We start from the raw sequence: 22,329 nt of genomic DNA on the forward strand, positions 1-22,329 counted from the left end.
TATGTATTGATGGCTCAGGTGCAAGTTGGTCTTCAGCAATATACGGTAAATAATATTTTTTGCGTGGCGCGCAATTACGTTGCGCATGCGAAGGAAATGGGCTCTGTTATTACGGAGGACCCGATGTTCTTTATTAAACCCAATTCAGCGGTGTTGCAAAGCGGCGAGGCGATCGTGTTGCCGTCATGGTCGAATAATGTGCACCACGAACTCGAGCTGGTGGCCTTGATTGGCAAGGGTGGAAAAAATATCGCCGAGGCTGATGCCTTGGGTCACGTTGTGGGCTACACCTTGGGTTTGGATCTGACCGCGCGCGATGTGCAGGCCGAGGCGAAAAAAGCCGGTAATCCGTGGACGTTGGCTAAAGGTTTTGACGGCGCTGCGGTATTGGGGCGCTTTATCGCTGCGGATGGCATTGACCCGACGACGCAAAACTTCACGCTAAAAATTAATGGCCAATTGCGCCAAGCGGCAGATACGCGCGACATGGCGTTTCCGGTTGCGAAGTTAATTGCCTATCTATCGAGCAGGTTCACACTGCAGGCCGGCGATCTTATTTATACCGGAACGCCAGAAGGCGTTGGGCAAATTGTTGCGGGTGACGAGTTGTTGCTTGAGTGGCCGAATCGCGTGGTCGAGCAGTTTATCGTTCGTGCCGAGTAACTGCCGCGACTTTGCGCTTGCGGTGGTCGGAAATAAAAATACCCACACTTTTTAAGTGTGGGTATTTCTTTGTAGGGCATGCCTAGCGCGGTTTTCTGCGGTATACCCTTAAACTTTGTCGAGGCTCGCCAAGTCCCAACGGGGTTGCACGGCAAACGAGCCGGCGTTTTGTTGGTGTTTTAAACGTTGCGCGCCCGCGTAGGCAATCATTGCGCCATTGTCGGTGCACAGCGCCATCGGTGGATAAAACACTTCCAATTTACGTTTTTGTGCCGCGTCATCGAGCGCCGCGCGCAGCTGACGATTGGCGCCAACGCCACCAGCAATTACCAAGCGCTTCATGCCGGTTTGTTTGAGGGCGGCCAGCGATTTTTTCAGTAAAACTTCAACGATGGCTTCTTGAAAAGCTGCGCAAATATCGGCGCGGGTTGTGTCGTCGATTTCGCCAGCTTGGCTTTGTTGCGTCACTAAATTAAGGACTGCAGTTTTCAGGCCGGAAAAACTCATGTCCAGTGTGCCAGAATGCAGCATTGGGCGTGGTAGCGTAAAACGCTTTGCGTCGCCCGTATCGGCTAATTTAGATAACGCTGGCCCGCCTGGGTAGCCCAAGCCTAGTAATTTGGCCGATTTATCAAATGCCTCACCCGCCGCGTCGTCAACGGTTTCGCCGAGTAATTCATAATGCCCAACGCCATGTACGGCCATTAGTTGTGTGTGGCCGCCGGAAACCAGAAGCGCAACGAACGGAAATTGCGGCGCGGGGTCGGCAAGGCAGGGTGAGAGCAAGTGACCTTCAAGGTGATGCACGGCAATCGTCGGCTTATTAAGCGCTACGGCCATGGCATTGGCAACTGATGCGCCAACCAAAAGGGCGCCCGACAGGCCGGGGCCGGCGGTGTACGCGATCGCGTCAATATCGGCAAGTTCGCGCTGCGCTTGTGCCAAGCACGCGGTGGTGAGTGGTAGTACGCGGCGGATATGATCGCGCGAGGCGAGTTCCGGAACGACGCCGCCATATTCACTGTGCATGGCAATTTGCGTGTGGAGTTGGTGCGCAAGCAGGCCGTGTTCGGTATCATAAAGCGCCACGCCTGTTTCATCGCACGATGATTCAATCCCCAAAACCAACATATTGCCAACCTAAAGAAGCTACAAAAACAATATGGTAGCGTTCATAGGAGTAACAATAAAGCACAACTTGGTTTTGATGCTTTGACAAGTGTGGAGAAATTGGGGATAATGCCAGCCTTTGCTAGTTTCTCTAGCCATTTTGGCTAAAGCTTTTATTACAGGACTCGATTAATGCCTTCAGTTCGCGTTAAAGAAAACGAACCGTTCGAAGTTGCAATGCGCCGCTTCAAGCGTTCTGTTGAAAAAACTGGCCTGCTCACCGAACTTCGTGCTCGCGAGTTCTACGAGAAGCCAACTGCTGAACGTAAACGTAAATTGGCTGCTGCTGTTAAGCGCCAACACAAACGTCTGCGTAGCCAGCAATTGCCAGCTAAACTGTACTAAGATTTTATCTTAGTTGCGTTAGCAGCAAGCAAAAGGTCGCCACGGGCGGCCTTTTGTTGTTTATAGCCTTCGTATACTATCGCACCATCAATTAGCCCAATTGGAGTCAACAATGAGTTTGAAAGCGCAAATCACGGCAGACATGAAAACCGCGATGAAAGAAAAGCAAGCCGAACGTTTAGGCACGATTCGCTTATTGATGGCCGCGATGAAGCAGCGTGAAGTTGACGAGCGCATTGAATTGAGTGATGCCGATATTGCCGCGATTGTTGAAAAAATGATCAAGCAGCGTAAAGACAGCATTTCTCAGTTTGAAGCTGCGCAGCGCCAAGACTTGGCCGATAAAGAAAAAAGCGAACTCGAAGTGTTGATGGGCTATATGCCGCAACAATTGAGCGCTGAAGAAATCGCTGCCTTTTTGGATGAAGCGATTGCCACGCATGGCAGTACGCCAGCAAGCATGGGTAAAATCATGGGCGATCTGAAGCCAAAAATGGCCGGTCGCGCCGATATGGCCGAAGTGAGCAAATTAATCAAAGCCCGTCTGGCGTAAGGGTTTTTAATGGCGCGTATCCCTGAAGACTTTATTCAGGATTTGCTCAATCGCGTTGATATTGTCGACGTGGTTGAGCGCTATCTGCCGCTCAAAAAAGCGGGCCAAAATTACATGGCCTGCTGTCCGTTTCATAAAGAAAAATCCCCGTCGTTTACGGTAAGCCAAACCAAGCAGTTTTATCACTGCTTTGGTTGTGGTGCGCATGGCTCGGCCTTGAGTTTTGTGATGGAGCATCAGGCGCTGAGTTTTCCCGATGCGGTGCGCCAGCTCGCCGAATCGGTTGGTATGCAGGTGCCGGTTGAAGATAAGCCGCAAACTGAAGAGCAGAAAAAAGCGCCTGGCATTTACGACGTGCTGAAAACCGCGTTCGACTTTTATCGTGCGCAACTCAAAACCGCGCCGCAGGCGATTGAATATTTCAAAAAACGCGGCGTCACCGGCAAAATTGCCGCGCGCTTTGGTTTGGGCTTTGCGCCGGGTGATGAAGATTGGCAGCCCTTAAAAAAAGCGTTTCCCGATTACGATTGGAATGCGATTTTAGCTGAAGCCGGCCTGGTTATTGATAAAGAAGACACTAAGCGCCGCTATGATCGTTTTCGGGATCGCGTGATGTTCCCGATTATGAATCAGCGCAGCCAAATCATTGGCTTTGGCGGTCGTGTCATGGGGCAGGGCGAGCCTAAATACCTCAATTCCCCCGAAACGCCGGTTTTTGAAAAAGGGCGAGAGCTGTATGGTTTGCCGCAGGCGCGCGCTGCGATTCGCGATCATGGGCGCGTTTTGGTGTGTGAAGGCTATATGGACGTCGTCATGTTGCACCAGCACGGCGTTGAGTATGCGGTGGCTTCCTTGGGAACGGCGTGTACGCCTGAGCATATTCGTAAATTGCTGAAATTGGCCGACGAAGTGGTATTCGGTTTTGACGGCGATAAGGCGGGGCGACGTGCGGCGTGGCGAGCGTTGGAAAATAGCATTCCCGAAGTGCGCGATGGCAAAGAGCTGCGCTTTTTGTTTTTGCCAGCCGAGCACGACCCCGATTCGTATGTGCAGGAGTTTGGCAAGGCGCAATTTGAACGCTTAATTGTGCAAGATGCTTTGCCTTTATCGCAGTATTTGTTGAAAGAGCTCTCGGCGCAGGTGGATTTAACGATGGAAGAGGGGCGCGCTAAATTATTGCGTTTGACCCAACCTTATCTTGAACAACTAACACTTGCCCCCATTTTGAAATTAATGCTGAGCAAGCGTTTGGCTGAATTGTGCCAGCTGACGATGGACGAGATGAGCTTGCTGCTGAGTGGGGTATCTGCCTCAAGAAAGCAAGAGCATTATCCTGTAGAGCAATACAGTGGTGATGTATCTGCGAGCTATGCGGCGAGTGCTGATGCAGTTGGTGCTGCAACATTTATGCCCAAAAAACAATGGCAGCCCAAACGGCCATTTAGCAAAGGCAAGCGCTGGCGCAGTGATGAGCCAGAGCGCGTCCCCTTGCCGCCAAGGCCGCGCCAAGACCCGCTACTGCGCGTGCTGCAATTAATTTTGTATCGCCCTGCATTATTGCAAGGGTGCGACGAGTTGGAGCGGGATTGGCCGGCGCAAGGTTTTGCGGGGGCTGTGCGCGCGGTATTGCAGTATGTGCGTAGCCAGCCCGATATATTACCGCAAGCGTTGTTAGAGCATTGGCGTGGCGAGCCGCTGTATGCGCGGTTGCTGCAAATTCAGTCTGAATCGCAAGGGATGTTTGATCGCTTTGAAGAGACAGAATTGAACGAAGAGTTACAAGATACCTTGCAAACGGCCGCGCAGAGTCAAGATCGAAGTTCTACACTAGATCGCAAGGCGCAGTTGGAATATCGCGATGCCAATGGTGGTTTGACCGACGACGAGCGGGAAGAATACTTGGCTTTGCTATTGAAGAAGTAGGAAATTGCAGGATAAAGGCAAAATTTTGCCAAACGGATCAGAGCTTGGGGACAAAATACACCTTGTTCTGGTATAATTTTCGGTTTTGCTAGACACATCAAGTAGAGTCATGGCAGCAGATAAAAACTACGACAAAGAAAACCCTGAATTGAGCGGCAAATCAGAGACAGAAAAACTGGACCCTGAGGCGCGTAAGGCCAAGTTCAAAACGCTGATCGTGCTCGGTAAAGAGCGCGGCTACCTCACGTACGCTGAGATCAACGACCACCTCCCTGAAGACATGTTGGATGCCGAGCAAATCGAAGGCATTATCAGCATGATCTCGAATATGGGTATTCAGGTCTACGACGAAGCGCCGGATGCCGAAGATCTGTTGATGTCTGATGCCCCAGCAGCGGTGGCCGACGAAGACGCAGCAGAAGAAGCTGAAGCGGCCTTGTCATCGGTTGACGCTGAGTTTGGCCGTACGACAGACCCAGTGCGTATGTATATGCGCGAAATGGGTACGGTTGAGCTATTGACGCGTGAAGGCGAAATTGAAATCGCCAAGCGTATCGAAGACGGCTTGCGTCACATGATTACCGCAATTTCTGCGTGCCCAACGACAATCGGACAAATTATCGATCTGGTTGATCAAGGCCTGAACGATGAAATTCGCATCGACGACGTCATCGATGGCTTTATCGACCCGAACGCGGTTGAAGAAGAAGAGCAAGAGCCCGATTTGCCTGATCCAGACGCAATTGATGAAGTGTCTGAAGACGACGAAGACGAAGATGGCGAAGACGCTGGTGCAGCCGCAGCAAGTGCTAATCTTGAGCTACTAAAAACACAAGCGCGCGAATGTTTCGAACGCGTTCGTGATTTATACGCCAAAATGCTGGCCGCCTTGGATAAAGACGGCACGAATAGCCCGAAATATCAAGAGTACCAGCAAGCGATTGCGGCTGAATTCCAATTGATTCGCTTCTCAGCTCGCCAAGTTGAGTCTCTGTGCGATGTAATGCGTGGCATGGTTGACGATATCCGCACGCACGAACGCCAGATTATGGATTTGTGTACCCGCCGCGTTGGTATGCCGCGTGATCACTTTATCAAAGTGTTCCCAGGCCGCGAAACCGACTTGACGTGGGTGCCAGAAGAAATTGCCGCTGAGCATAGCTATTCCGGCGTGATGTATCGCTACAAACACGCAATCATGGAAAAGCAGCAAAAGCTGAACGAATTGCAAGACGAGTCGCGCATCAGTATTAAAGAGCTGAAAGAAATTTCACGCCAGATGAGCACCGGCGAAGCCAAAGCGCGCCGTGCGAAACGTGAAATGATTGAAGCTAACTTGCGTTTGGTGATTTCGATAGCGAAAAAATACACTAACCGTGGTTTGCAATTCCTCGATTTGATTCAGGAAGGCAATATCGGCTTGATGAAAGCGGTGGATAAATTCGAATACCGTCGTGGTTACAAGTTCTCAACTTACGCCACATGGTGGATTCGCCAAGCGATTACTCGTTCGATTGCCGATCAGGCGCGTACGATTCGTATTCCGGTACATATGATCGAAACGATCAATAAAATGAACCGTATCCAGCGCCAAATCTTGCAAGAAACTGGTTTGGAAGCGACGCCGGAAGAATTGGCTGAACGCATGGAAATGCCGGAAGACAAAATCCGCAAGATCTTGAAAATCGCAAAAGAACCGATTTCGATGGAAACGCCGATCGGTGACGACGACGACTCGCACTTAGGCGACTTTATCGAAGACCAGAACAATATGGCGCCTGCAGATGCGGCCGTATACGCTGGCCTGCGTGAAGCGACCAAAGAAGTGCTCGACACCTTAACGCCACGCGAAGCAAAAGTACTTCGCATGCGTTTTGGTATCGATATGAGCACAGACCATACTTTGGAAGAAGTGGGCAAACAGTTTGACGTAACGCGTGAACGTATCCGTCAGATCGAAGCCAAGGCCTTGCGTAAGTTGCGCCACCCAACGCGTTCAGAAAGATTGAAATCTTTCATTGAAAATGCGGCCAGTGAGCAGTAGAATAGCGCCTCTCTCGCATTCGGCGTAAGTCGAGTGCGGTACAGAATGACGGGCCTATAGCTCAGTTGGTTAGAGCAGAGGACTCATAATCCTTTGGTCCACGGTTCAAGTCCGTGTGGGCCCACCAATAAAATCAAGCACTTAGCGGAAACGCTAGGTGCTTTTTTTTGCCCTCTTAAAAGTGATGTACTGGCAAATGTACGGATTTTGTTAGCATCTATGCGGGTTGCAGCGTGATTTGCCCGTACATTGCGGTTGTAGTTGGTGCTGTTAATGATGATTTCTTTGCTTTGGTATTGTTTGATTCTCTACCTGATTTGCTAAGAATCCGTACATTGTGCCCGTACATTGGCTTGTTTTTACTATAAGTGCTTGTTTCTATAGCAAATCACTTAGTTAACTTCTGGGCATCTAAATGCTTGTTTATGCTTGAAAATAGGCAGCTAACTCCTCTTATTAAGCTAAGCCTTATGCTTATGGAAAACACTCACAATAAAGACTGAGTTGTTAAATATATGTAACGTTATGCAGCAACCAAATATCACGATAGACTTACAATAACTATGTGAATAACTTCAGCAAAAATGAGAAGACTATGAGACCAGCCAAATACGTTGTACAACTATCCGACACAACTTTTCAGGAGTCCACACGAACTGAAGAGGGTGGTACAGAACTTAAATGGTCTCGTAATTTCAACCGAATTCATATCCCCATCAAAGACATTCAAGTTGTTAATGGTTTCACGGTACATGCAATAGACTTCTCTGGAAGAGAAGAGTTAGTGGCTAACCCGAATGCGCGTGTCACACCAAACATTGCCAATAATCTTATGATTAAAGGTTTAATAGACGAGGCTGTATTTACAGATAATTTGTACTTTACGGCTGAACTTGATGCCGAAAAAAAATTATTTGCTGTAGAGCAAAATAAAGGCAAGCTTCAGGTTTTAATTCGCGCTAGTACCGCAAGCGATGGAAAAAGCCGTGCAAACGAGGGTACTTACTGGGGGACTGCATATAGGCTTAAACGCGAGGAAATCGATACAGACGATTTAGTACTGGATTTAACATTGCCGGAGCATCAGCTAGTTTCACTTTGCAACGATCTATTGGAAGACAGAAACAATTTGAAGCTAAATGTAGATGTACTGTTGCTATCTTATACATCAGAGCTAGAGGACTACAACGACTCTGGATTATATCGTGACATAATAATTAACGATTCAATTGCATGGACGGATTGCTATATCGCTTCGATTTCACTCGCTAGTGACGTAGCGGCATCGCTCCCCGTTCAAAAAAAAGAAGAACAAGAGGAAGCTATACCGCTAGACATCCCTAAACCATTGGAGAAAAAAATAACGCACATAGAAGATAACACTTATGCAAAGGCGTTAAGCGGTATTGCCAAGGCTTTGTGGGTACTAGCTGTAATTTCACTACTGCATTTTTTCAAATAATTACATTGTCGAAATATCATGTGCGACCAATTCTTGGTGGCTCGCGCATGATATTGCGTAGAGTATTTCAAGTAATCCGTTTCTGCTTTGTTCTTTTACTACTAGTGCCAAGTATCAATCGTTCAAGTAGCCGACCTGTGCATTCGAACGGCTGGCGCTCTTTAATCAGGAGTTCATGCAGCTCGCTCGATATCATCGCTCCGATATTCACAAAACCTTTTTGCTTCATTCGCTGGCGATAGCGTTTGATACGTTCGCTGTTGGTTGTCATGGGAAGCACCGTACTAGTCTGAAATGGAATAGGGGTAAAGCCCGCCATATAGACGGGCTGTTGGGTTATTGGTTTATGTATTGCAGGACGTTACGAAATTGCCTGTATACGTCATGCTGCATTAGTTCCTGTGCGATTTGTTCACTTCCTGTTGCTTGTCCCTCCTTGAATCGCTGCCAGATGCCTGCGCGTTTAAAGGCCGGTTCAAACAATTTAATCAGTTGGTGTCCACGTTTTAAAGTTGTTGCCATATTGTCATGCTCCTTTGATTTGAAGTTGTTTAATCAATCGCTCGGCTTCAGTTTTCGACCATTCCCACATATCAGGCCGTGCATGTATGTCATTCCATACCGCCTGATAGTCGCCCACAATTTCGTAAAACCTGTAATGGCGATCCAGCACCAGCATTAGGTGCATTGGGAATTGCTCATTTTTTACTGCTCCATGTGCTTCTTCTTGGTTATGCTTATTTTTCAAGGGAACACAGGGAACACAGGGAACAGACTCCACAAGTTCAGTTTTTATGCGGGTTTGCGGGGCGGTGGTTTGTTCCCTTTGCTCATTTTCGTACAGGGAACATAAGGGAACAGATTGATTGCCACTGTTTTGAATCGCCGTTTTCATCCATTCAGAGACGCGCATTATTCAATCCCTCCTAGCGCCAATTCCGTTAGCACATAAACCCATTGCGATTTAGAGCCTAGCGCCTTGATTCGCTTTTTCTGTGTATTGCGTGACTGATTGGCTTCTTTATCACCCGCTAACATCCACCCCGCAGCCTGTAACACCTTTGCGGTATCGGTCGACTTAAAGCCCTTGCAAAGTTCTTTTTTGAATGGCTCAGTCAATACCCAATATTGCACCACGCCAGCGGCATCCTCGTAGCGAAAGCCTGCGCGGTTAATGTGCCGTGCCAATACTTCATCGCTGGCATCATGCGCGGGAAAGCGCGTATTACTGTGCGCCTGCATAAATGCTGATACTTGCGAGAATAGTGCTCTATCATCTGCGCCAAACTCAGCGCCCACTGATGAGTACCACGCCTGAAAGCATTGCTTTGCCGCCTTGATTGCTTCGCCAGCTTGCCAGCCTGTTATGCCGTATTGCGTTGCCAATTCTCCCGCAAAGGCCACCAGCCCAAACCGCGCCGCTACTCGGCCAACTTCGGCGGGTGCTGTTTTAGATACGTCGAATTGCTCACAAATCGCCTGCATTTCGGCGCGGATTGATTCGCGTACATCGGCCAGATTTTCAGGGATGCAAAGCTGCTCAATAAACGCGCGGCCAGCCGTGCCGTACTGTTGGCGGGATTGGCTTTTCATATGATCCGCAAACGCTTGCCCATTGGTGAATTGGTGCAATTGCTCCAGCGTACCCAATCCAGCACCAGCGTCGGCTGGTATAGCGGGGAGTCGCGCCATTTGTCCACCCTTGGCGCTTTTGCCAGCCTCGGCCATGTGTTGCGCTAAATCGATTTCACCCGCTGACAACAACATCACCCGCCAAGTTTGCGCGGGACGGTTGCCGCCTTCTTTGGTCATGCGTGCTTTGGCTTGGCCGTTGGCAATCAGATACGCCGCTCCGCCTGCCTCTTGGGGGGCAACTTGCGCCAACTCATCCAGAATCAACAGCCCGTCATTGCGGGAAGTGCACAGCGATTCCAGTCCGTTTGTGGTGGTTCGCCACTTCTTCGCAAAGCGGTCTGGATTGCCCCAAACACTAGCGGCGGGGTCTAGTAGCGTACTGGTTTTGCCCTTGCTCGTTGTGCCGACAAAGTGAAACCCGCCGCCGCTTTCACCTGCCATTTCTGCCAGCGCCCCCGCAAAGGCTACCGACAGCGCAAACACCATGCGCGAATTACCCGCCGCTGGTGCTGCAATTTGCCGTTGCCAATCGGCCAATGTGCCTGCCTGTTCGTAATCACTAGCGGTTGCGCCTTGGTAAATCACGCCTTCGTCAGATTTAGCACCGTATGCTGCATCTGGCAAAACATAGCGATCAGCAAACCATCCCATGCGGGTGACACAGCGCAACGGGATTACAGATTGTGGCGGATAGCTAAAAACGTAATCCACCAGCTTTTGCCGTGCCTTCCCATTGGTTGCAATGGTCAATCCTTGCCGCGCTAGTTCTCTGCGAAACTCGGCGGTATCGCTGGCGGCCAGCAGTTCGGCAGGACAAGCCCAAGCGTGCAAATGCCCGTCATCATCGCGCCATTGCAGATAGCGCCCCCAGTTGCCTTGCGCAGTGTCACGGGTCTTGGCGATGATGGCTAATGGGGTACATAACCACAGCGGCGGCGCGTCCTCGTTCCCCATATCCAGCCAATACACACCGCCATCATTGACAATAAACGGGCTTTTATCGGCCTTGTTCCCTGTTGTTCCCTTGGCTTTTTTTGCTACAGGGAACAAAGCAGCGCCGCCACAAGCCGCATTTTCATTAGGTTTTTCTTGACCGTTCCCTGTGTTCCCTTTGTTCCCTGTTCTTTTGAGCGTGTCCAGCATTTCTACTTGAGTAGGGTCAATTTCAATCACATCAAGCGCGGGTAGTTGCTCGGCAAACATATCCAAATTATCCAGCATTATGCGGCCTCCTTTTGTTGGCGCTGGTTCAGTACATCAAGCCAATCCGCACCCGCTACAGGCGGTAGGTATATACGGCACTTGCGCCCCTCCTTGATGAATCGCTCACCAGCAGCCAATGCGGCCAATTTGCCAGTGTTGCGGCCTTGGTTGTCGGGTAGATCGTTGTCGCCATAGATCAGCACTTCGCGCACGGTATCGGGCAATACAACACTTCGCAGGCCACCCGCGCTAATGCACGACCACACGGCCAAGCCCGTCATGCGATGCACGGCCAGCGCGTTTTCTATGCCCTCAGTTAGCGCCAAGCGCCCTTCAGCAGCAACGGAAAACAAACGGCAAGCCGCACCGCTTAAAGCCCCATCATGCGCGGCCTGTAGTTTTTTGCTAGGTAGCGGTTCGCCGTTGTCGGTATGTAGTAGCGCCAGTTTGTGCGCGTTGTCGTTTAGGTAGATACGGTGCAGGCCAGCCAATGCGCCGTTGGGCTTATCAATCCGCGCCACCAGCGCAGGGAATACGCCCAGCTTGACGGGCTGATTATCAGTGACGTGCCAATAATCCAGTGCATTAGTGCTATGCAATACATCCGTATATAAATGCAGGCTAATATCTAAGCCACGTAGGGCTAAATACTGCCCAGCAATATTGCCCTTGCTCACAGGCTCGGCGGCATCAAATACCGCTTGCAGCTTGGCGGTTGCTCGGTCTATTTTGGCTTGGTCGATTTCAGGTGCAGTGGCGATCCGTGGCACAAATTGGCCTGCGTTGTAATGGCTATCTTGATGAATACCCAAAGCCGCAGCCACCCGTTTTACCGCCTCATTAAATCCGCAGTTATACAGGTGCATCACCAAGGCGAAACCATCACCGCCTTGGCTATCCATGCCACGACAAGCAAAGCGGCCATAGTCGGCACCAGCGCCGCGCACAGTGAATTGAAAGCGGTCTTTACCACCGCAGGCGGGGCAAGGGTGATTGCGCCCATCAAGCGTCTTTGCAGGCACATCGAAAGATTGCAGGATTGCAGGCCAGTTGCCTTGCGCAGCTTGTTTGACTTTATCGCTAAGTGATTCGCGTATCATGATTGCACCTCTAAACCGTCGTTAATGCGTTCGGCTTCGAGTTTGGCAATTAGGAGGCTATCGCTATCGAATGGGCGATAATCCATCAGGTCGTTATATCCTTTGGTATAATGATTATGTGTAGTTTGATTTGGTTTGCTTAGTGCCCCGCCTGCCCGTGGGGTATTTTTTTGCGCGTCGATTAAAGGTGCGTTCATAATCCGCCCTCCAATACTTTGGCAATATCATCCAGCTTCCAGCGCAATCGGTTGCCAATTTTGACGGGCCGAATACCTAGCGGTGCCGTGTCTTTGCACGCCCAGCGCCGTACTGACTGTTCTGTGATTTGGAATACTTTGGCGGTTTGTGCCGATGTGGCTGTGCTTGAGCCTGAATTGGCTATAGCTTGTAATATTTGGTTTTGGTAGTTCATCGCGCACCCCCAACAAATCGGGCGGTGGCATTAAGAGCACGAGCTAGAGTTAGTCGTGTGTACTGCGGTTCAGTGTGTTGTCGTCGGGGTTCGGGGTCGGGGTCGGATGATCCACTGCTGCTTGATTTTGCAGCATTGTTGCCCGTGGTGCGGCTTGCTGGTGCTGATGTGCGTGTGTTACCTGTTTTGCTGATTGTTAAAGTGGCAATCAACTCAGCAACAGGCGGAATAATTCGCTTTAGTAGGTTTCGCAGGTTGATTCGACCTTGATCGGTCGTTCGGTTTGCTAACTCTTCAAAGCCTTTGTGTGTGATTGCTTTGTTTAAATCTTTTTTCTCTAAAGCCGTGGCGATAGATGCTTTAAGTTTGAGTAGCAAGGGGCTTAAAACTGGTGCTTTAATCTTTGGCTTGGGTTTTCCGGTAAATGCAAGTGCACCGCGTAATCCACCTAGCTGTAAATCGTTGGAAGGGATTTCCATTGCTTTTCCTTTTGGTTGGGTTGGTGTCGATATAAAAAAACTATCGACAGGGCAAATATTAGCACAGTGTCGCTGCTCTGCGTAGCTTTGCGCTATCTACGCTCGGCAAAACTGAGAATTGTGTTTTCCACCTCGGCCGCCCATTTAGCCAAAGTATCAAGTGAACGGTTGACGTAATGCTTGCCGCGCACGTCTTTAGGAACATGGCCCTGCAATTGAGCCGCAACACCCGCAGGACAAACTTCTTCGCTTAAAGTGGCGTAGGTGCGGCGTAAATCGTGGATTGTGTGGGGGACGCCGATTTCTGCAATGACTCGATCTAGTGATTTTCGCGGCTCTTGTAGTCGGCCATTGGCCGATGACGGGCTGCTGAAAACCCACTCATTATTTCTTGGTAGTTTATTTAGTAACTCAAGAGAGTAGGGCGCTAATGGCAAGGTTACACGGCCCTGTACTTTGTCGTTGACCGTCATGGTTGCCCACTTAAAATCTAAGTCAGTCCACTTTAAATCCAGTATTTCTTCACGCCTACGCCCACTAAGTAAAACAACTTGCAAATATACGGCAATGATTTGATTTGGTAGTTTGAGTACAGCATCAAACCATGGCTTGATTTGGCGCTCCCTGAGTTGGTTGTTTTTTTCGGTTGGTTTGGGCAAAACCTGTACAACTTTGGTTGCGCTGATTGCTTTGGTGTTTACGATGTCGCTGTATTCGGGCTGTTCAGCGATCCAGTTTAGGCAAGTGCGTAACATGCGGTAGGCCAGTGCGGCCACGGTTGCACGGCTTGCGGTTTCAATCTCGAGCCATTGTTTAAGCCGTTGTTCGGTTAAATCAGCAATTGCAACATCCAGTAGCGCGGATAATGCGCCACCGTCTTTCACGGCCCTCTCATGCGCGGCAATATGATGCGCTCCCCATGGCTTCGAATTTTTGCGGCGGCCATGGCGTGAGGCCTCGGCAATATATCGCGGCCAAATGTCCCTAAGTGTAGTTTGCTTGATTTCAGCTTCTTGCTTTGCCCGCTTGGTTGTGGCTAATTTTTCAGCTTTGATTTCGCGTGGATCGTCGCCTTGGTCTATGACGCTTTGCAATCTTCGGGCTTCAGCCCTTGCATCTTCAATACTCCAAACGTCGCAATTGCCAATAGTAAGGCGGAAATAGTTACCAGCTATTAACCCTTGAAAGACAAACGCCTTTGTTGGTTTTGGTTTGGGGTTCTCAGGTGTTGGCTTTGGGCCCTTAGTGATCCGCACAAACAAAGACTTCGGCTCTGCATCCCACAAAAACGCCTGAGTTTTACCTTCAGGCAATTCTAGTTTGCGTATGCGGTCTAGCGTCAAATTAACCCGTGCCATGATTTATCCCCTAGTTAATCCCATACATTAACAATGTACTGGCAAATGTACGGGAATTAGGGTCATTCTACGCTATTCTAGGGTATTCTGTGCAACGATAGATAATTGGCTATTTAGGTGTAAAGCTAGTATTTATGCGGGTTGTGGCTTGTTTTGCTGGGTTTGTGGATTTTAGATAGTAGGACTCATAATCCTTTGGTCCACGGTTCAAGTCCGTGTGGGCCCACCAATAAAATCAAGCACTTAGCGGAAACGCTAGGTGCTTTTTTTATGCTCAATTAGCTTAGTACCCGATGTGTAACTAGATTATTAGTTTTATCGGTTATTTATTTGAGTGGCGCAGCTCCAGGATTTTGTCTTGCGAAATGAGCAGGTCCTGTTATTGCTTTAGTTTTTTGTGCTTATTATGTGTATCAGATGCGAAATCTACTTCGAACTCTCCCTGTGAGGATACGCCGCAGCCAACATGAGCGGGGATATAGCTTGGTGCAGTTGTAGTACCTTCTAAGCAAAAGTAATGGGTAATCTGCGGTATAGGGCATCCAGCGATTGATGGTGCTGGATAAATAGGCGTGGACTTTATCTACTTCACTGAGTGGGTAATCTGCGAAGTAGCGTCGTTGAGCTTATGTCATTCGCTAGGAGTATGGCGCGCAAACTCCCATAAAACGCGCCACGGCTTTAAAGTTGCGGCTCCCACTTGGGCGACGATTATGTCCCCACCTTTTATGCAGTCAGTTGCGATTGCAGTAGCAATAAATCCTGCCAAGCTTTGGCTTTGTCGGGCATATTGCGCAACAAATATGCGGGGTGATACGACACGACTACCGGCGTTTGGCGGTAACGATGTACTTTGCCGCGTAGCGCTGAAATCGGCGCATCGTCGTTCAGTAGGCTGGAAATTGCAAAGCGTCCGCTGGCGAACAGTACTTTCGGCGCAATCAACTCGATCTGGCGCTGTAAAAACGGCGCGCATTTGGCCACTTCATCGACTTGCGGGTTGCGATTACCCGGAGGTCGACATTTGAGCACATTGGCGATAAAGACTTGCTCTCCGCGTTTTTGGCCAATGCTAGCCAGCATATTGTCGAGCAGCTTGCCGGCTTTACCTACAAATGGCTCGCCCTGCGCGTCCTCGTCGGCGCCCGGTGACTCACCGACCACGACCAGCGGTGCCGCGGGGTTGCCAGTGCCAAATACCGCTTGTGTTCGCGTTTTGCAAAGGGAGCATGCCGTGCAGTTGGCAACCGCCTCTTGTAACTGCTCCCAATTCATTTGCATGATGGCTTGCGTGCGCTCATCTTGCGTTGATTCGCTCGTAGCAAGGGCTGGCTGACTCGCCTCGCTACGTGGATTATTGCGCGCGTTTAGCACTTGGTGAATCGCCGCTGCGCCGCTGGATGGCGCTTTGGCCACTTCAGGCGCATGCGCGATGGTTTCCTCCATGCGCTGATGTGCAGCTTGCACAATCGGGCTGAACTTGCCTTCGCTACTTTGGCTGATTGCTTGTTGTGCAGGTTCGGGGGCGACAAGTGGCTCTTCATGAGTCTGCATCTGCGCCAAGACTTCATGGCGCACCCAAACTGGATTCAGGCCTAATTCATTGAGGATGAGTGCGCGGCGATTCATGTGTTGCCCTCACTCACGTTCAAACTGCCCAAGGTTTTGCCACACATAATCGCGTCTTCACGCGTTTTAAGCTGGCCATCGTCCAAAGTAATTTCACACGGGTAATAGTTTTTGCGGCGGCCATTTTCCTGCCAGCCGTGGCGGCGATAAAAAGCGCGAGCGCGCTCATTGCTTTGGCGCACTTCTAAAAATAATTGCTTGACGCCTTCGCTCGCTAGTTCTGCTTCGGTGTGCTGCAATAGTTGTGCGCCTAAACCCGTGCCTTGCAGTGCGGGGCGAACGGCGATTAATAAAATTTCGGCTTCATCCAGCGTGGCCATGCAAACGGCAAAGCCGATGAGTTGGTCGGTCAGCCACAGCCCAAAGCAATCGTGTTGTTGCAAAGAATCGAGCCACTGCTTACCCGTCCACGGATGTGGGTTGGTTTCTTCGTCCAAATCGGCCAGTGCAGCCACATGGCTGGTGTTTAAACGGGCAAAAACGGGTGCATTAAGCGTGTGGCGAGCAACAGTCATTTGGCGACTCGTTCGTGCGTTTTAAGCGCGACTTTATCGCGCAGATAGACGAGGTTGGCTTCGTGCGCCGCCTGTACCTGACCTTTGGCAAATTGCGGCAGCGCCAGTTGCAGCATTTCACGCGCATGCGCTTGGCGCGCGGCGTCGATTTGGCTTAAATGTGCGCCGATGCGCTCTTGCAGTGCAGCGCCGTAGCTGTGAAAGCCAGTGCCAATGCCAAACCAATCGCAGCCTTCTGGCACTGGCACGTCTTCGGGGTTGCACACTTGCGCGGCATGGACTTCTCGCCACGATTGATCGGCTTGGCGCTCGTAAGCTGCACAATAAACTTGATTCATCCGCGCATCAATGCATACATAGGCACGTATTGCGCCAGAGGCTTGTGCCAGAGCTTGAAGCGTCGATATACCCACAACGGGAATATTGAGCGCATACGCCAAACCTTGCGTAATGCCACAGCCAATGCGCAAACCGGTAAACGAGCCTGGCCCGCAGGGGTAGGCAATGCCTTTGAGCTCGCTCATCGCGATGCCTTGCTCGCTGAGCAGTTGCTTTAAATATGGCAAAGTGAGCTCGGCGTGCTTTTGCCCCACGGCCCATTCGCGCGCCACAATCGGCTTGGCTGGGTCATGGCTAATGGCTAGTGAGAGCTGATCGCTCGAAGTATCAATCGCTAAAAAAGGCATGGCGCAGTGTCGGGCAGGCAAAACGTTATTCTAACATGGCTCAGGGCTTTGCTTTATTTGATGATTTGATGTCATTGCCAAGGTATTGCCGACGGATTTTGTCGAGTTCGCCACTACTGCGCAATTGCTCGAACGCAGTATTAAAGCGCTGATACAAATTGGGGTTGACTTGAGGATTAAACGCAAAAAAACAGCCGCCCGTTTTGGTAATCGTGTACGCCGCAGTGAGCTGGCTAGCGTCATAGCGCTGCTGCTTGGCGCTATACACATGTGGGATCAACATACCGGCGGATAAATCAAAGCGCTTAGCGTACAGCATGCGTACTGTGCGCGCTTCCTCGGGCGAGCGCGTATCAAGGCGGGCCATGTTGTAGCCCATGCTGGCTAAAATTTGTGATGCTGCTGCGCCGCGCGCTGCACCCGCGGTGTACTTTTCAGCGTCTTTTAAACTATTGATTTGAATATCGCTACGATTTTTCAGCTTGATAAACACCACATCGCAATCATCGTAGGGCCCCACCCATAAATACTGTTTTTCGCGCTGCGGGGTACGCACCGTGGTGTAGAGCAGGCTATTGGGATGAGCTTGATTTTCATTGCTCGCGCGCAGCCAAGGTAAGCTTTCACGCTCGAATTGCAGGCCGCTACTTTGGCTAATTCGGTCCAGAATTTGATTCGCCAAGCCCAAGTACTGGCCTTGCTGCGTGTAGTTAAACGGCGCGAATTCTTCGGTATATGCTTTCAGCGTTTCGGCGCTAATCAGCGAGCTTGCACAGCCGAACAGCATTAGCAGAGGTAATACGCGCATAGGTCTTCACCGATCATCATCATGCAATATGTAAGCTAGACGGCCAGTGTAGTGTGTACCAGCCTATTCTGATAGACGTGTTGCGTGCTTCCGACGTAAAAAACACAGCCATCCGATCAAATTAGCCTTTGCTTTATGATGCAAGCTATGAAAAAAATACTATTACTCGTGTTGTGCTTATACCAATGCCAAGTATGGGCTGCTCATGCTTATTCGTTAAGCGATAGCACGAAATACCCCGAGGGTTTTAAATCTTTTGCCTATGCCGACCCTCAGGCGAAAAAAGGCGGCGCATTAATTTTGCCCAATCCTGATCGTCGCTCAAGCTTTGATTCATTTAACCCTTTTATTATCAAAGGCCTGCCCGCCGCCGGCTCGGGTTTAATGTTTGAATCGCTGGGAACGATGAGCATGGACGAAACGGCGACGATGTATGGCTTGCTCGCCAGCGACATCGCCGTCGCGGCGGACGGCAAATCAGTGACGTTTACGCTGAATGCCAAGGCGCGCTTTAACAACGGTGACGCGGTGACGGCGCAAGACGTCAAACACAGTTTCGACACCTTAAACAGCAAGCTGGCCGCGCCGCAATTTGCTTCGCAATTGAGCGACGTAGCGGCTTGCGACGTGATCGATGCCAAAACCATCCGCTATCGCTTTAAAACTGCCAACCGCGAATTACCGCAAATCGTCGGCGGCTTGCCGGTGTTTTCGCGAAAGTGGGGCGGCGGGAGGTCGTTGGATAAAATCGCGCTGGAAAAACCGATCACTAGCGGGCCGTATCAAATTGGCGATTACCAGCTGGGCCGCAGCATTACTTACCAGCGCCGCGCCGATTATTGGGGCGCGCAGCATCCAACGCGGCTTGGCCAATATAATTTTGACCGCGTCACTTATCGCTATTATCAAGATGAAGTGGCGCGGCTAGAGGCGTTTAAAGCCGGCGAATTTGATTTCATCACCGAATACAGCGCGCGCAATTGGGCACGCCAGTATCAAGGGCCGAAATTTCGCAGCGGCGAAATCATCAAGCGCGAGCTGCGCCACCACAATAGCAGCGGTATGCAAGGCTATGTGCTCAATATCCGCAAGCCGCAATTTGCCGACATCCGCGTGCGCCAAGCCTTGGGGCTGGCGCTCGATTTTGAATGGCTCAATCGGCAATTGTTTTACAGCCAGTACGTGCGCCTCAATAGCTTTTATGCCAACGGCGAGTTGGCCGCCAGCGGCAAGCCAAGCGAGGCCGAGTTGGCATTACTCAAACCCTTGGCTAAAGACTTGCCGCCCGCCGTATTCGGTGAATTACCCGCGCCGCCCAATACAGATCGTTTATCCAATGGCGCGCCCAACTCCTTGCGCAACAATCTGCGCCAAGCGCGTGAATTATTAAAACAAGCCGGCTGGGAATACCGCGATGGCGCGCTGCGCAATGCCAAGGGCGAAGCGTTTAGCTTTGAAATTCTCGACGACGGCGGCGCGATGGGCCGCGTTTTCCCGCCGCTGGCGCGCAATCTGGCCAAACTGGGCATCACCGCCACGCTGCGCAATATCGATTTCGCCTTGTACCAACGTCGGCTCGACAGCTTTGATTTTGACGTAACGGTATTGCGCTTTCCTGACGTACAAAATCCAGGGCAAGAGCTGCTCGATTATTACGGCAGCAAAGCGGCCGATGTGAAAGGTAGTAGCAATGTGATCGGGATTAAAAACCCCGCGATTGATGCACTGATTAATCACGTGCTGGCCGCGCCAAATCGCACCGCCCAAATCACCGCCGTCCACGCCCTCGATCGCGCCTTGCTGGCCGGCCACTACATCATCCCGCACTGGTATAGCGCGACGCATCGTGTGGCGTGGCGGGATCGGTTTGCCATGCCGAAAGTGATGCCGTTGTATTATCAAGCGGGGGATTGGATGTTGGCGACTTGGTGGGTGAAGTGATTCATTTTTTATTGAATTATTTGGATATTAGTTATGGATGCAAAAGTAAAAATGGAGTGGGAACGATTCTTAAATCCAGAGTCTCTCAAGCGAAACATAATAACTGCCGCCATTTTTTCAATGGCATTTGAAATGCTTAAATCGAGTATTGTCGATAAGTTGAGATCATTCTATGTGAATGGTTTTGATTCGGAGGGTGTACAAGTCGATGATGATTACAAATCTGAGGTTCTATCCCTTAATAAAAGTCCTATTTATGCTTCTTTGTATTGGCTGTTAGAGAGAAGTGCTATCGATAGTAATGATATTGAATTATTTGAGTCAGCCAAAAAATGCCGAAACAATTTGACCCATGAGATGCTTTCTTATTTGTCATCTGGTGTCGATGTTGATGTCGAAGGTGAGTTTCAAAAGATGGTTAAACTTCTGAGAAAAATAAACATTTGGTGGTTTGTTAATTTTGAAATGGCAATAGATCCTGACGCTTACCCAAATGATCTCGATATTGATACTGTTGTTTCGGGTTCGGAATGGAGCATTCAGATGATGCTGGACGTTGCGTTGGGTTCGGAAGACGATGCAAAACAATATTATGATCATTTCACTAAAGCAACTGCAGCTGTCTAAGTGCGGGGCTCGAATGATTTGCTGGCTTTATTAAGCAGCATCTGATTATTTGCGAAGGATTGGCGGCTGTGCGCCGCGGCACTTACTTTCCTTGCTTCGCCAAGGAAAGTAAGCAAAGGAAGGCGACCCCTCATCAAGTTTTGCTGCGCAAAATGCCCTCGCTGCGAACAATCGATTCGGCGGCTGCGGAACTCGGCCTGCGGCCTCAGACAGTCCTCGCCGAAACCCCGAACCGCTTGTTCCTCGCTCGGCTTGATGAAAGGGGAACTCCCACAGTTGCACCATTACGATATATACATACCAATGTATTGCTCTAAGAGTTATTGTGGTATTGATTTTTGTAGATATACCCATGCTGTTGATTAGAACGAAAAGCTCGTTTGAGCCGCGCCGTTTGAAAAATGGCCGTCAGGGTTTTAAGCCGCGTAGTGTTTGAGCGTTGCGACGGTAGCGCAACGCGAGTTGTAGCGGCGCCCTGACGGGCTTTTTTCAAACGGGGTTTCGCGGCGATCGGGCGCGTTAGGGTTATCAGGGGCAAGGCAAGACTGCCCCTGATTCGTCCGGCGGGCGAAACCGCCGGTGTACCGCCTGCGATAGCAGGCTTTGCTTTGGGTTGAAAAACTGTAATGCCTGATTGGTCGGGCGCATTTTGGGCATCGCCGACCTACAAACTGGATTAAAAAATATGCTGCAATACATCCTCAAACGCCTACTGCTGATGCTCCCCACCCTGTTTGGTGTGCTGCTAGTCAGCTTTATTGTCATCCAATTCGTCCCCGGTGGGCCGGTCGAGCAGATGGTGTATCAGCTTAAAGGCCGCGGGGCGGCTGAGTCGGCGGGCAATACATCGGCAGGTACTTCGGGTGGCGGGACTGGTGGAATGTACCAAGCGGCGCGGGGTTTGTCTGATGAGCAGCTCACACAGATTAAAACGCAATACGGTTTTGATAAGCCGGCGCACGAGCGTTTTTGGTTGATGCTGAAAAGCTACGCGACGTTTGATTTGGGCGAGAGCTGGTTTCGCCATGCCAGCGTAACCGAGCTAATCCGCGAAAAGTTGCCGGTGTCGATGAGTTTGGGGATTTCGAGCTTGCTGCTGACTTATCTAATCGCGGTGCCGCTCGGCGTGGCCAAGGCGGTGCGGCATGGTTCGCGCTTTGATGCGGCGACGACTTTGCTGTTGATGATTGGCTACGCGATTCCGTCGTTTGTGTTGGGCGTGGTGCTGCTGGTGCTGTTTGGCGGCGGCTCGTTTTGGCAGGTTTTTCCGCTGCGCGGGCTGATGAGCGACGATTGGCAGACGCTCTCGCTACTGGGCAAAGCGATGGATTTGTTGTGGCATGTGGCGCTGCCGGTCACCGCGATGGTGGTTGGCGGTTTTGCTAGTTTGACGATGCTAACTAAAAATTCGTTTCTGGAAGAAATTCATAAACAATATGTGACGACCGCGCGAGCCAAAGGAGCATCGGAGAAGCGCATTTTCTGGCGGCACATCCTGCGCAACGCCGCGCTGCCGCTGATGGTGGGGCTGCCCGAGGCGATTATTGCGGCTTTTTTCACCGGCAGCTTGCTGATTGAAACGCTGTTTTCGCTCGATGGGCTGGGGCTGCTCGCGTATGAATCGGTGCTGCGGCGCGATTATCCGGTGGTGTTGGGCACGTTGTATTTCTTTACGCTGCTGGGGTTGGTTGGCAAATTATTGTCGGATTTGGGCTATGTGCTGCTTGATCCGCGCGTGCAGTTTGCTGCGGTGGGGGAGAAATCATAATGGATCAG

23 protein-coding genes and 2 tRNA genes are annotated in these 22,329 nt (G+C 50.6%); 11 read left to right on the forward strand and 14 right to left on the reverse strand.

Going from position 1 to position 22,329, the window contains the following annotated elements; genetic code table 11:
• Positions 1-9: 9 nt before the first annotated feature.
• A complete protein-coding gene (locus NT239_15090; protein XGA71067.1) occupies positions 10-663 on the forward strand; it encodes a fumarylacetoacetate hydrolase family protein in 654 nt (217 codons plus the stop codon).
• A gap of 108 nt (positions 664-771) precedes the next feature.
• Here the strand turns inward: NT239_15090 and tsaD are convergent, their stop codons facing one another.
• On the reverse strand, positions 772-1,794 hold the full coding sequence (gene tsaD, locus NT239_15095; GenBank protein XGA71068.1) for a tRNA (adenosine(37)-N6)-threonylcarbamoyltransferase complex transferase subunit TsaD: 1,023 nt from the start codon (positions 1,792-1,794) through the stop codon (positions 772-774).
• A 171-nt stretch (positions 1,795-1,965) separates the two neighbouring features.
• Here tsaD and rpsU point away from each other — a divergent pair, with 171 nt between their 5' ends.
• From rpsU to NT239_15125, 6 genes are all read left to right on the forward strand, one after another.
• Positions 1,966-2,178 (forward strand): 30S ribosomal protein S21, encoded by a 213-nt coding sequence (gene rpsU, locus NT239_15100; GenBank protein ID XGA71069.1) that lies wholly within the window; start codon positions 1,966-1,968, stop codon positions 2,176-2,178.
• Between the two features lie 112 nt (positions 2,179-2,290).
• Positions 2,291-2,731, forward strand: coding sequence for a GatB/YqeY domain-containing protein (locus NT239_15105; GenBank protein ID XGA71070.1), 441 nt, complete (start codon positions 2,291-2,293; stop codon positions 2,729-2,731).
• Between the two features lie 9 nt (positions 2,732-2,740).
• Positions 2,741-4,654 carry a DNA primase gene (gene dnaG, locus NT239_15110; GenBank protein XGA71071.1) on the forward strand — a complete coding sequence of 638 codons (1,914 nt, stop codon included), beginning with the start codon at positions 2,741-2,743 and terminating at the stop codon, positions 4,652-4,654.
• 109 nt (positions 4,655-4,763) lie between these two features.
• Positions 4,764-6,698, forward strand: coding sequence for an RNA polymerase sigma factor RpoD (gene rpoD, locus NT239_15115; protein XGA71072.1), 1,935 nt, complete (start codon positions 4,764-4,766; stop codon positions 6,696-6,698).
• Positions 6,699-6,748: 50 nt separating this feature from the next.
• Positions 6,749-6,825, forward strand: a tRNA-Ile gene (locus tag NT239_15120).
• Between the two features lie 468 nt (positions 6,826-7,293).
• A complete protein-coding gene (locus NT239_15125; protein XGA71073.1) occupies positions 7,294-8,160 on the forward strand; it encodes a hypothetical protein in 867 nt (288 codons plus the stop codon).
• Between the two features lie 67 nt (positions 8,161-8,227).
• On the opposite strand, the gene NT239_15130 is transcribed toward NT239_15125, so the two are convergent.
• From NT239_15130 to NT239_15170, 9 genes are all read right to left on the reverse strand, one after another.
• Positions 8,228-8,431: a hypothetical protein gene (locus NT239_15130; GenBank protein XGA71074.1), complete on the reverse strand. Its 204-nt coding sequence runs from the start codon at positions 8,429-8,431 to the stop codon at positions 8,228-8,230.
• Positions 8,432-8,496: 65 nt separating this feature from the next.
• Positions 8,497-8,682: a hypothetical protein gene (locus tag NT239_15135; GenBank protein ID XGA71075.1), complete on the reverse strand. Its 186-nt coding sequence runs from the start codon at positions 8,680-8,682 to the stop codon at positions 8,497-8,499.
• Positions 8,683-8,686: 4 nt separating this feature from the next.
• A complete protein-coding gene (locus NT239_15140; GenBank protein XGA71076.1) occupies positions 8,687-9,073 on the reverse strand; it encodes a hypothetical protein in 387 nt (128 codons plus the stop codon).
• Complete coding sequence (locus tag NT239_15145) at positions 9,073-11,016, reverse strand: DUF927 domain-containing protein (GenBank protein ID XGA71077.1); 1,944 nt, start codon at positions 11,014-11,016, stop codon at positions 9,073-9,075. Before NT239_15145 ends, NT239_15140 begins: the two co-directional genes overlap by 1 nt.
• Positions 11,016-12,098 (reverse strand): toprim domain-containing protein, encoded by a 1,083-nt coding sequence (locus NT239_15150; GenBank protein XGA71078.1) that lies wholly within the window; start codon positions 12,096-12,098, stop codon positions 11,016-11,018. Before NT239_15150 ends, NT239_15145 begins: the two co-directional genes overlap by 1 nt.
• Positions 12,095-12,295: a hypothetical protein gene (locus tag NT239_15155; protein ID XGA71079.1), complete on the reverse strand. Its 201-nt coding sequence runs from the start codon at positions 12,293-12,295 to the stop codon at positions 12,095-12,097. Before NT239_15155 ends, NT239_15150 begins: the two co-directional genes overlap by 4 nt.
• Positions 12,292-12,510, reverse strand: coding sequence for a hypothetical protein (locus NT239_15160; protein XGA71080.1), 219 nt, complete (start codon positions 12,508-12,510; stop codon positions 12,292-12,294). The genes NT239_15155 and NT239_15160 overlap by 4 nt, the downstream gene beginning before the upstream one ends.
• Positions 12,507-12,989, reverse strand: coding sequence for a hypothetical protein (locus tag NT239_15165; GenBank protein XGA71081.1), 483 nt, complete (start codon positions 12,987-12,989; stop codon positions 12,507-12,509). The genes NT239_15160 and NT239_15165 overlap by 4 nt, the downstream gene beginning before the upstream one ends.
• A 92-nt stretch (positions 12,990-13,081) precedes the next feature.
• On the reverse strand, positions 13,082-14,347 hold the full coding sequence (locus NT239_15170) for an integrase family protein (GenBank protein XGA71082.1): 1,266 nt from the start codon (positions 14,345-14,347) through the stop codon (positions 13,082-13,084).
• A 158-nt stretch (positions 14,348-14,505) separates the two neighbouring features.
• Here NT239_15170 and NT239_15175 point away from each other — a divergent pair.
• Positions 14,506-14,576: transfer RNA gene (locus NT239_15175), tRNA-OTHER, on the forward strand.
• 497 nt (positions 14,577-15,073) lie between these two features.
• On the opposite strand, the gene NT239_15180 is transcribed toward NT239_15175, so the two are convergent.
• From NT239_15180 to NT239_15195, 4 genes are read right to left on the reverse strand one after another with little or no spacing between them, the layout of a single operon-like run.
• Positions 15,074-15,976 (reverse strand): uracil-DNA glycosylase, encoded by a 903-nt coding sequence (locus NT239_15180; GenBank protein ID XGA71083.1) that lies wholly within the window; start codon positions 15,974-15,976, stop codon positions 15,074-15,076.
• Positions 15,973-16,491: a ribosomal protein S18-alanine N-acetyltransferase gene (gene rimI, locus NT239_15185; protein ID XGA71084.1), complete on the reverse strand. Its 519-nt coding sequence runs from the start codon at positions 16,489-16,491 to the stop codon at positions 15,973-15,975. Before rimI ends, NT239_15180 begins: the two co-directional genes overlap by 4 nt.
• Complete coding sequence (gene tsaB, locus NT239_15190) at positions 16,488-17,177, reverse strand: tRNA (adenosine(37)-N6)-threonylcarbamoyltransferase complex dimerization subunit type 1 TsaB (GenBank protein ID XGA71085.1); 690 nt, start codon at positions 17,175-17,177, stop codon at positions 16,488-16,490. The genes rimI and tsaB overlap by 4 nt, the downstream gene beginning before the upstream one ends.
• A gap of 40 nt (positions 17,178-17,217) precedes the next feature.
• Positions 17,218-17,985, reverse strand: coding sequence for an ABC transporter substrate-binding protein (locus NT239_15195; GenBank protein XGA71086.1), 768 nt, complete (start codon positions 17,983-17,985; stop codon positions 17,218-17,220).
• Between the two features lie 147 nt (positions 17,986-18,132).
• Here NT239_15195 and NT239_15200 point away from each other — a divergent pair, with 147 nt between their 5' ends.
• From NT239_15200 to NT239_15210, 3 genes are all read left to right on the forward strand, one after another.
• Positions 18,133-19,926: an extracellular solute-binding protein gene (locus NT239_15200; GenBank protein ID XGA71087.1), complete on the forward strand. Its 1,794-nt coding sequence runs from the start codon at positions 18,133-18,135 to the stop codon at positions 19,924-19,926.
• A gap of 33 nt (positions 19,927-19,959) precedes the next feature.
• Positions 19,960-20,553 (forward strand): hypothetical protein, encoded by a 594-nt coding sequence (locus NT239_15205; GenBank protein ID XGA71088.1) that lies wholly within the window; start codon positions 19,960-19,962, stop codon positions 20,551-20,553.
• A 685-nt stretch (positions 20,554-21,238) separates the two neighbouring features.
• Complete coding sequence (locus NT239_15210; GenBank protein ID XGA71089.1) at positions 21,239-22,321, forward strand: ABC transporter permease subunit; 1,083 nt, start codon at positions 21,239-21,241, stop codon at positions 22,319-22,321.
• Positions 22,322-22,329: the final 8 nt, after the last annotated feature.

Origin of the sequence: Chitinibacter sp. SCUT-21 (genome assembly GCA_041874755.1) — a bacterium.
Classification (GTDB): domain Bacteria; phylum Pseudomonadota; class Gammaproteobacteria; order Burkholderiales; family Chitinibacteraceae; genus Chitinibacter.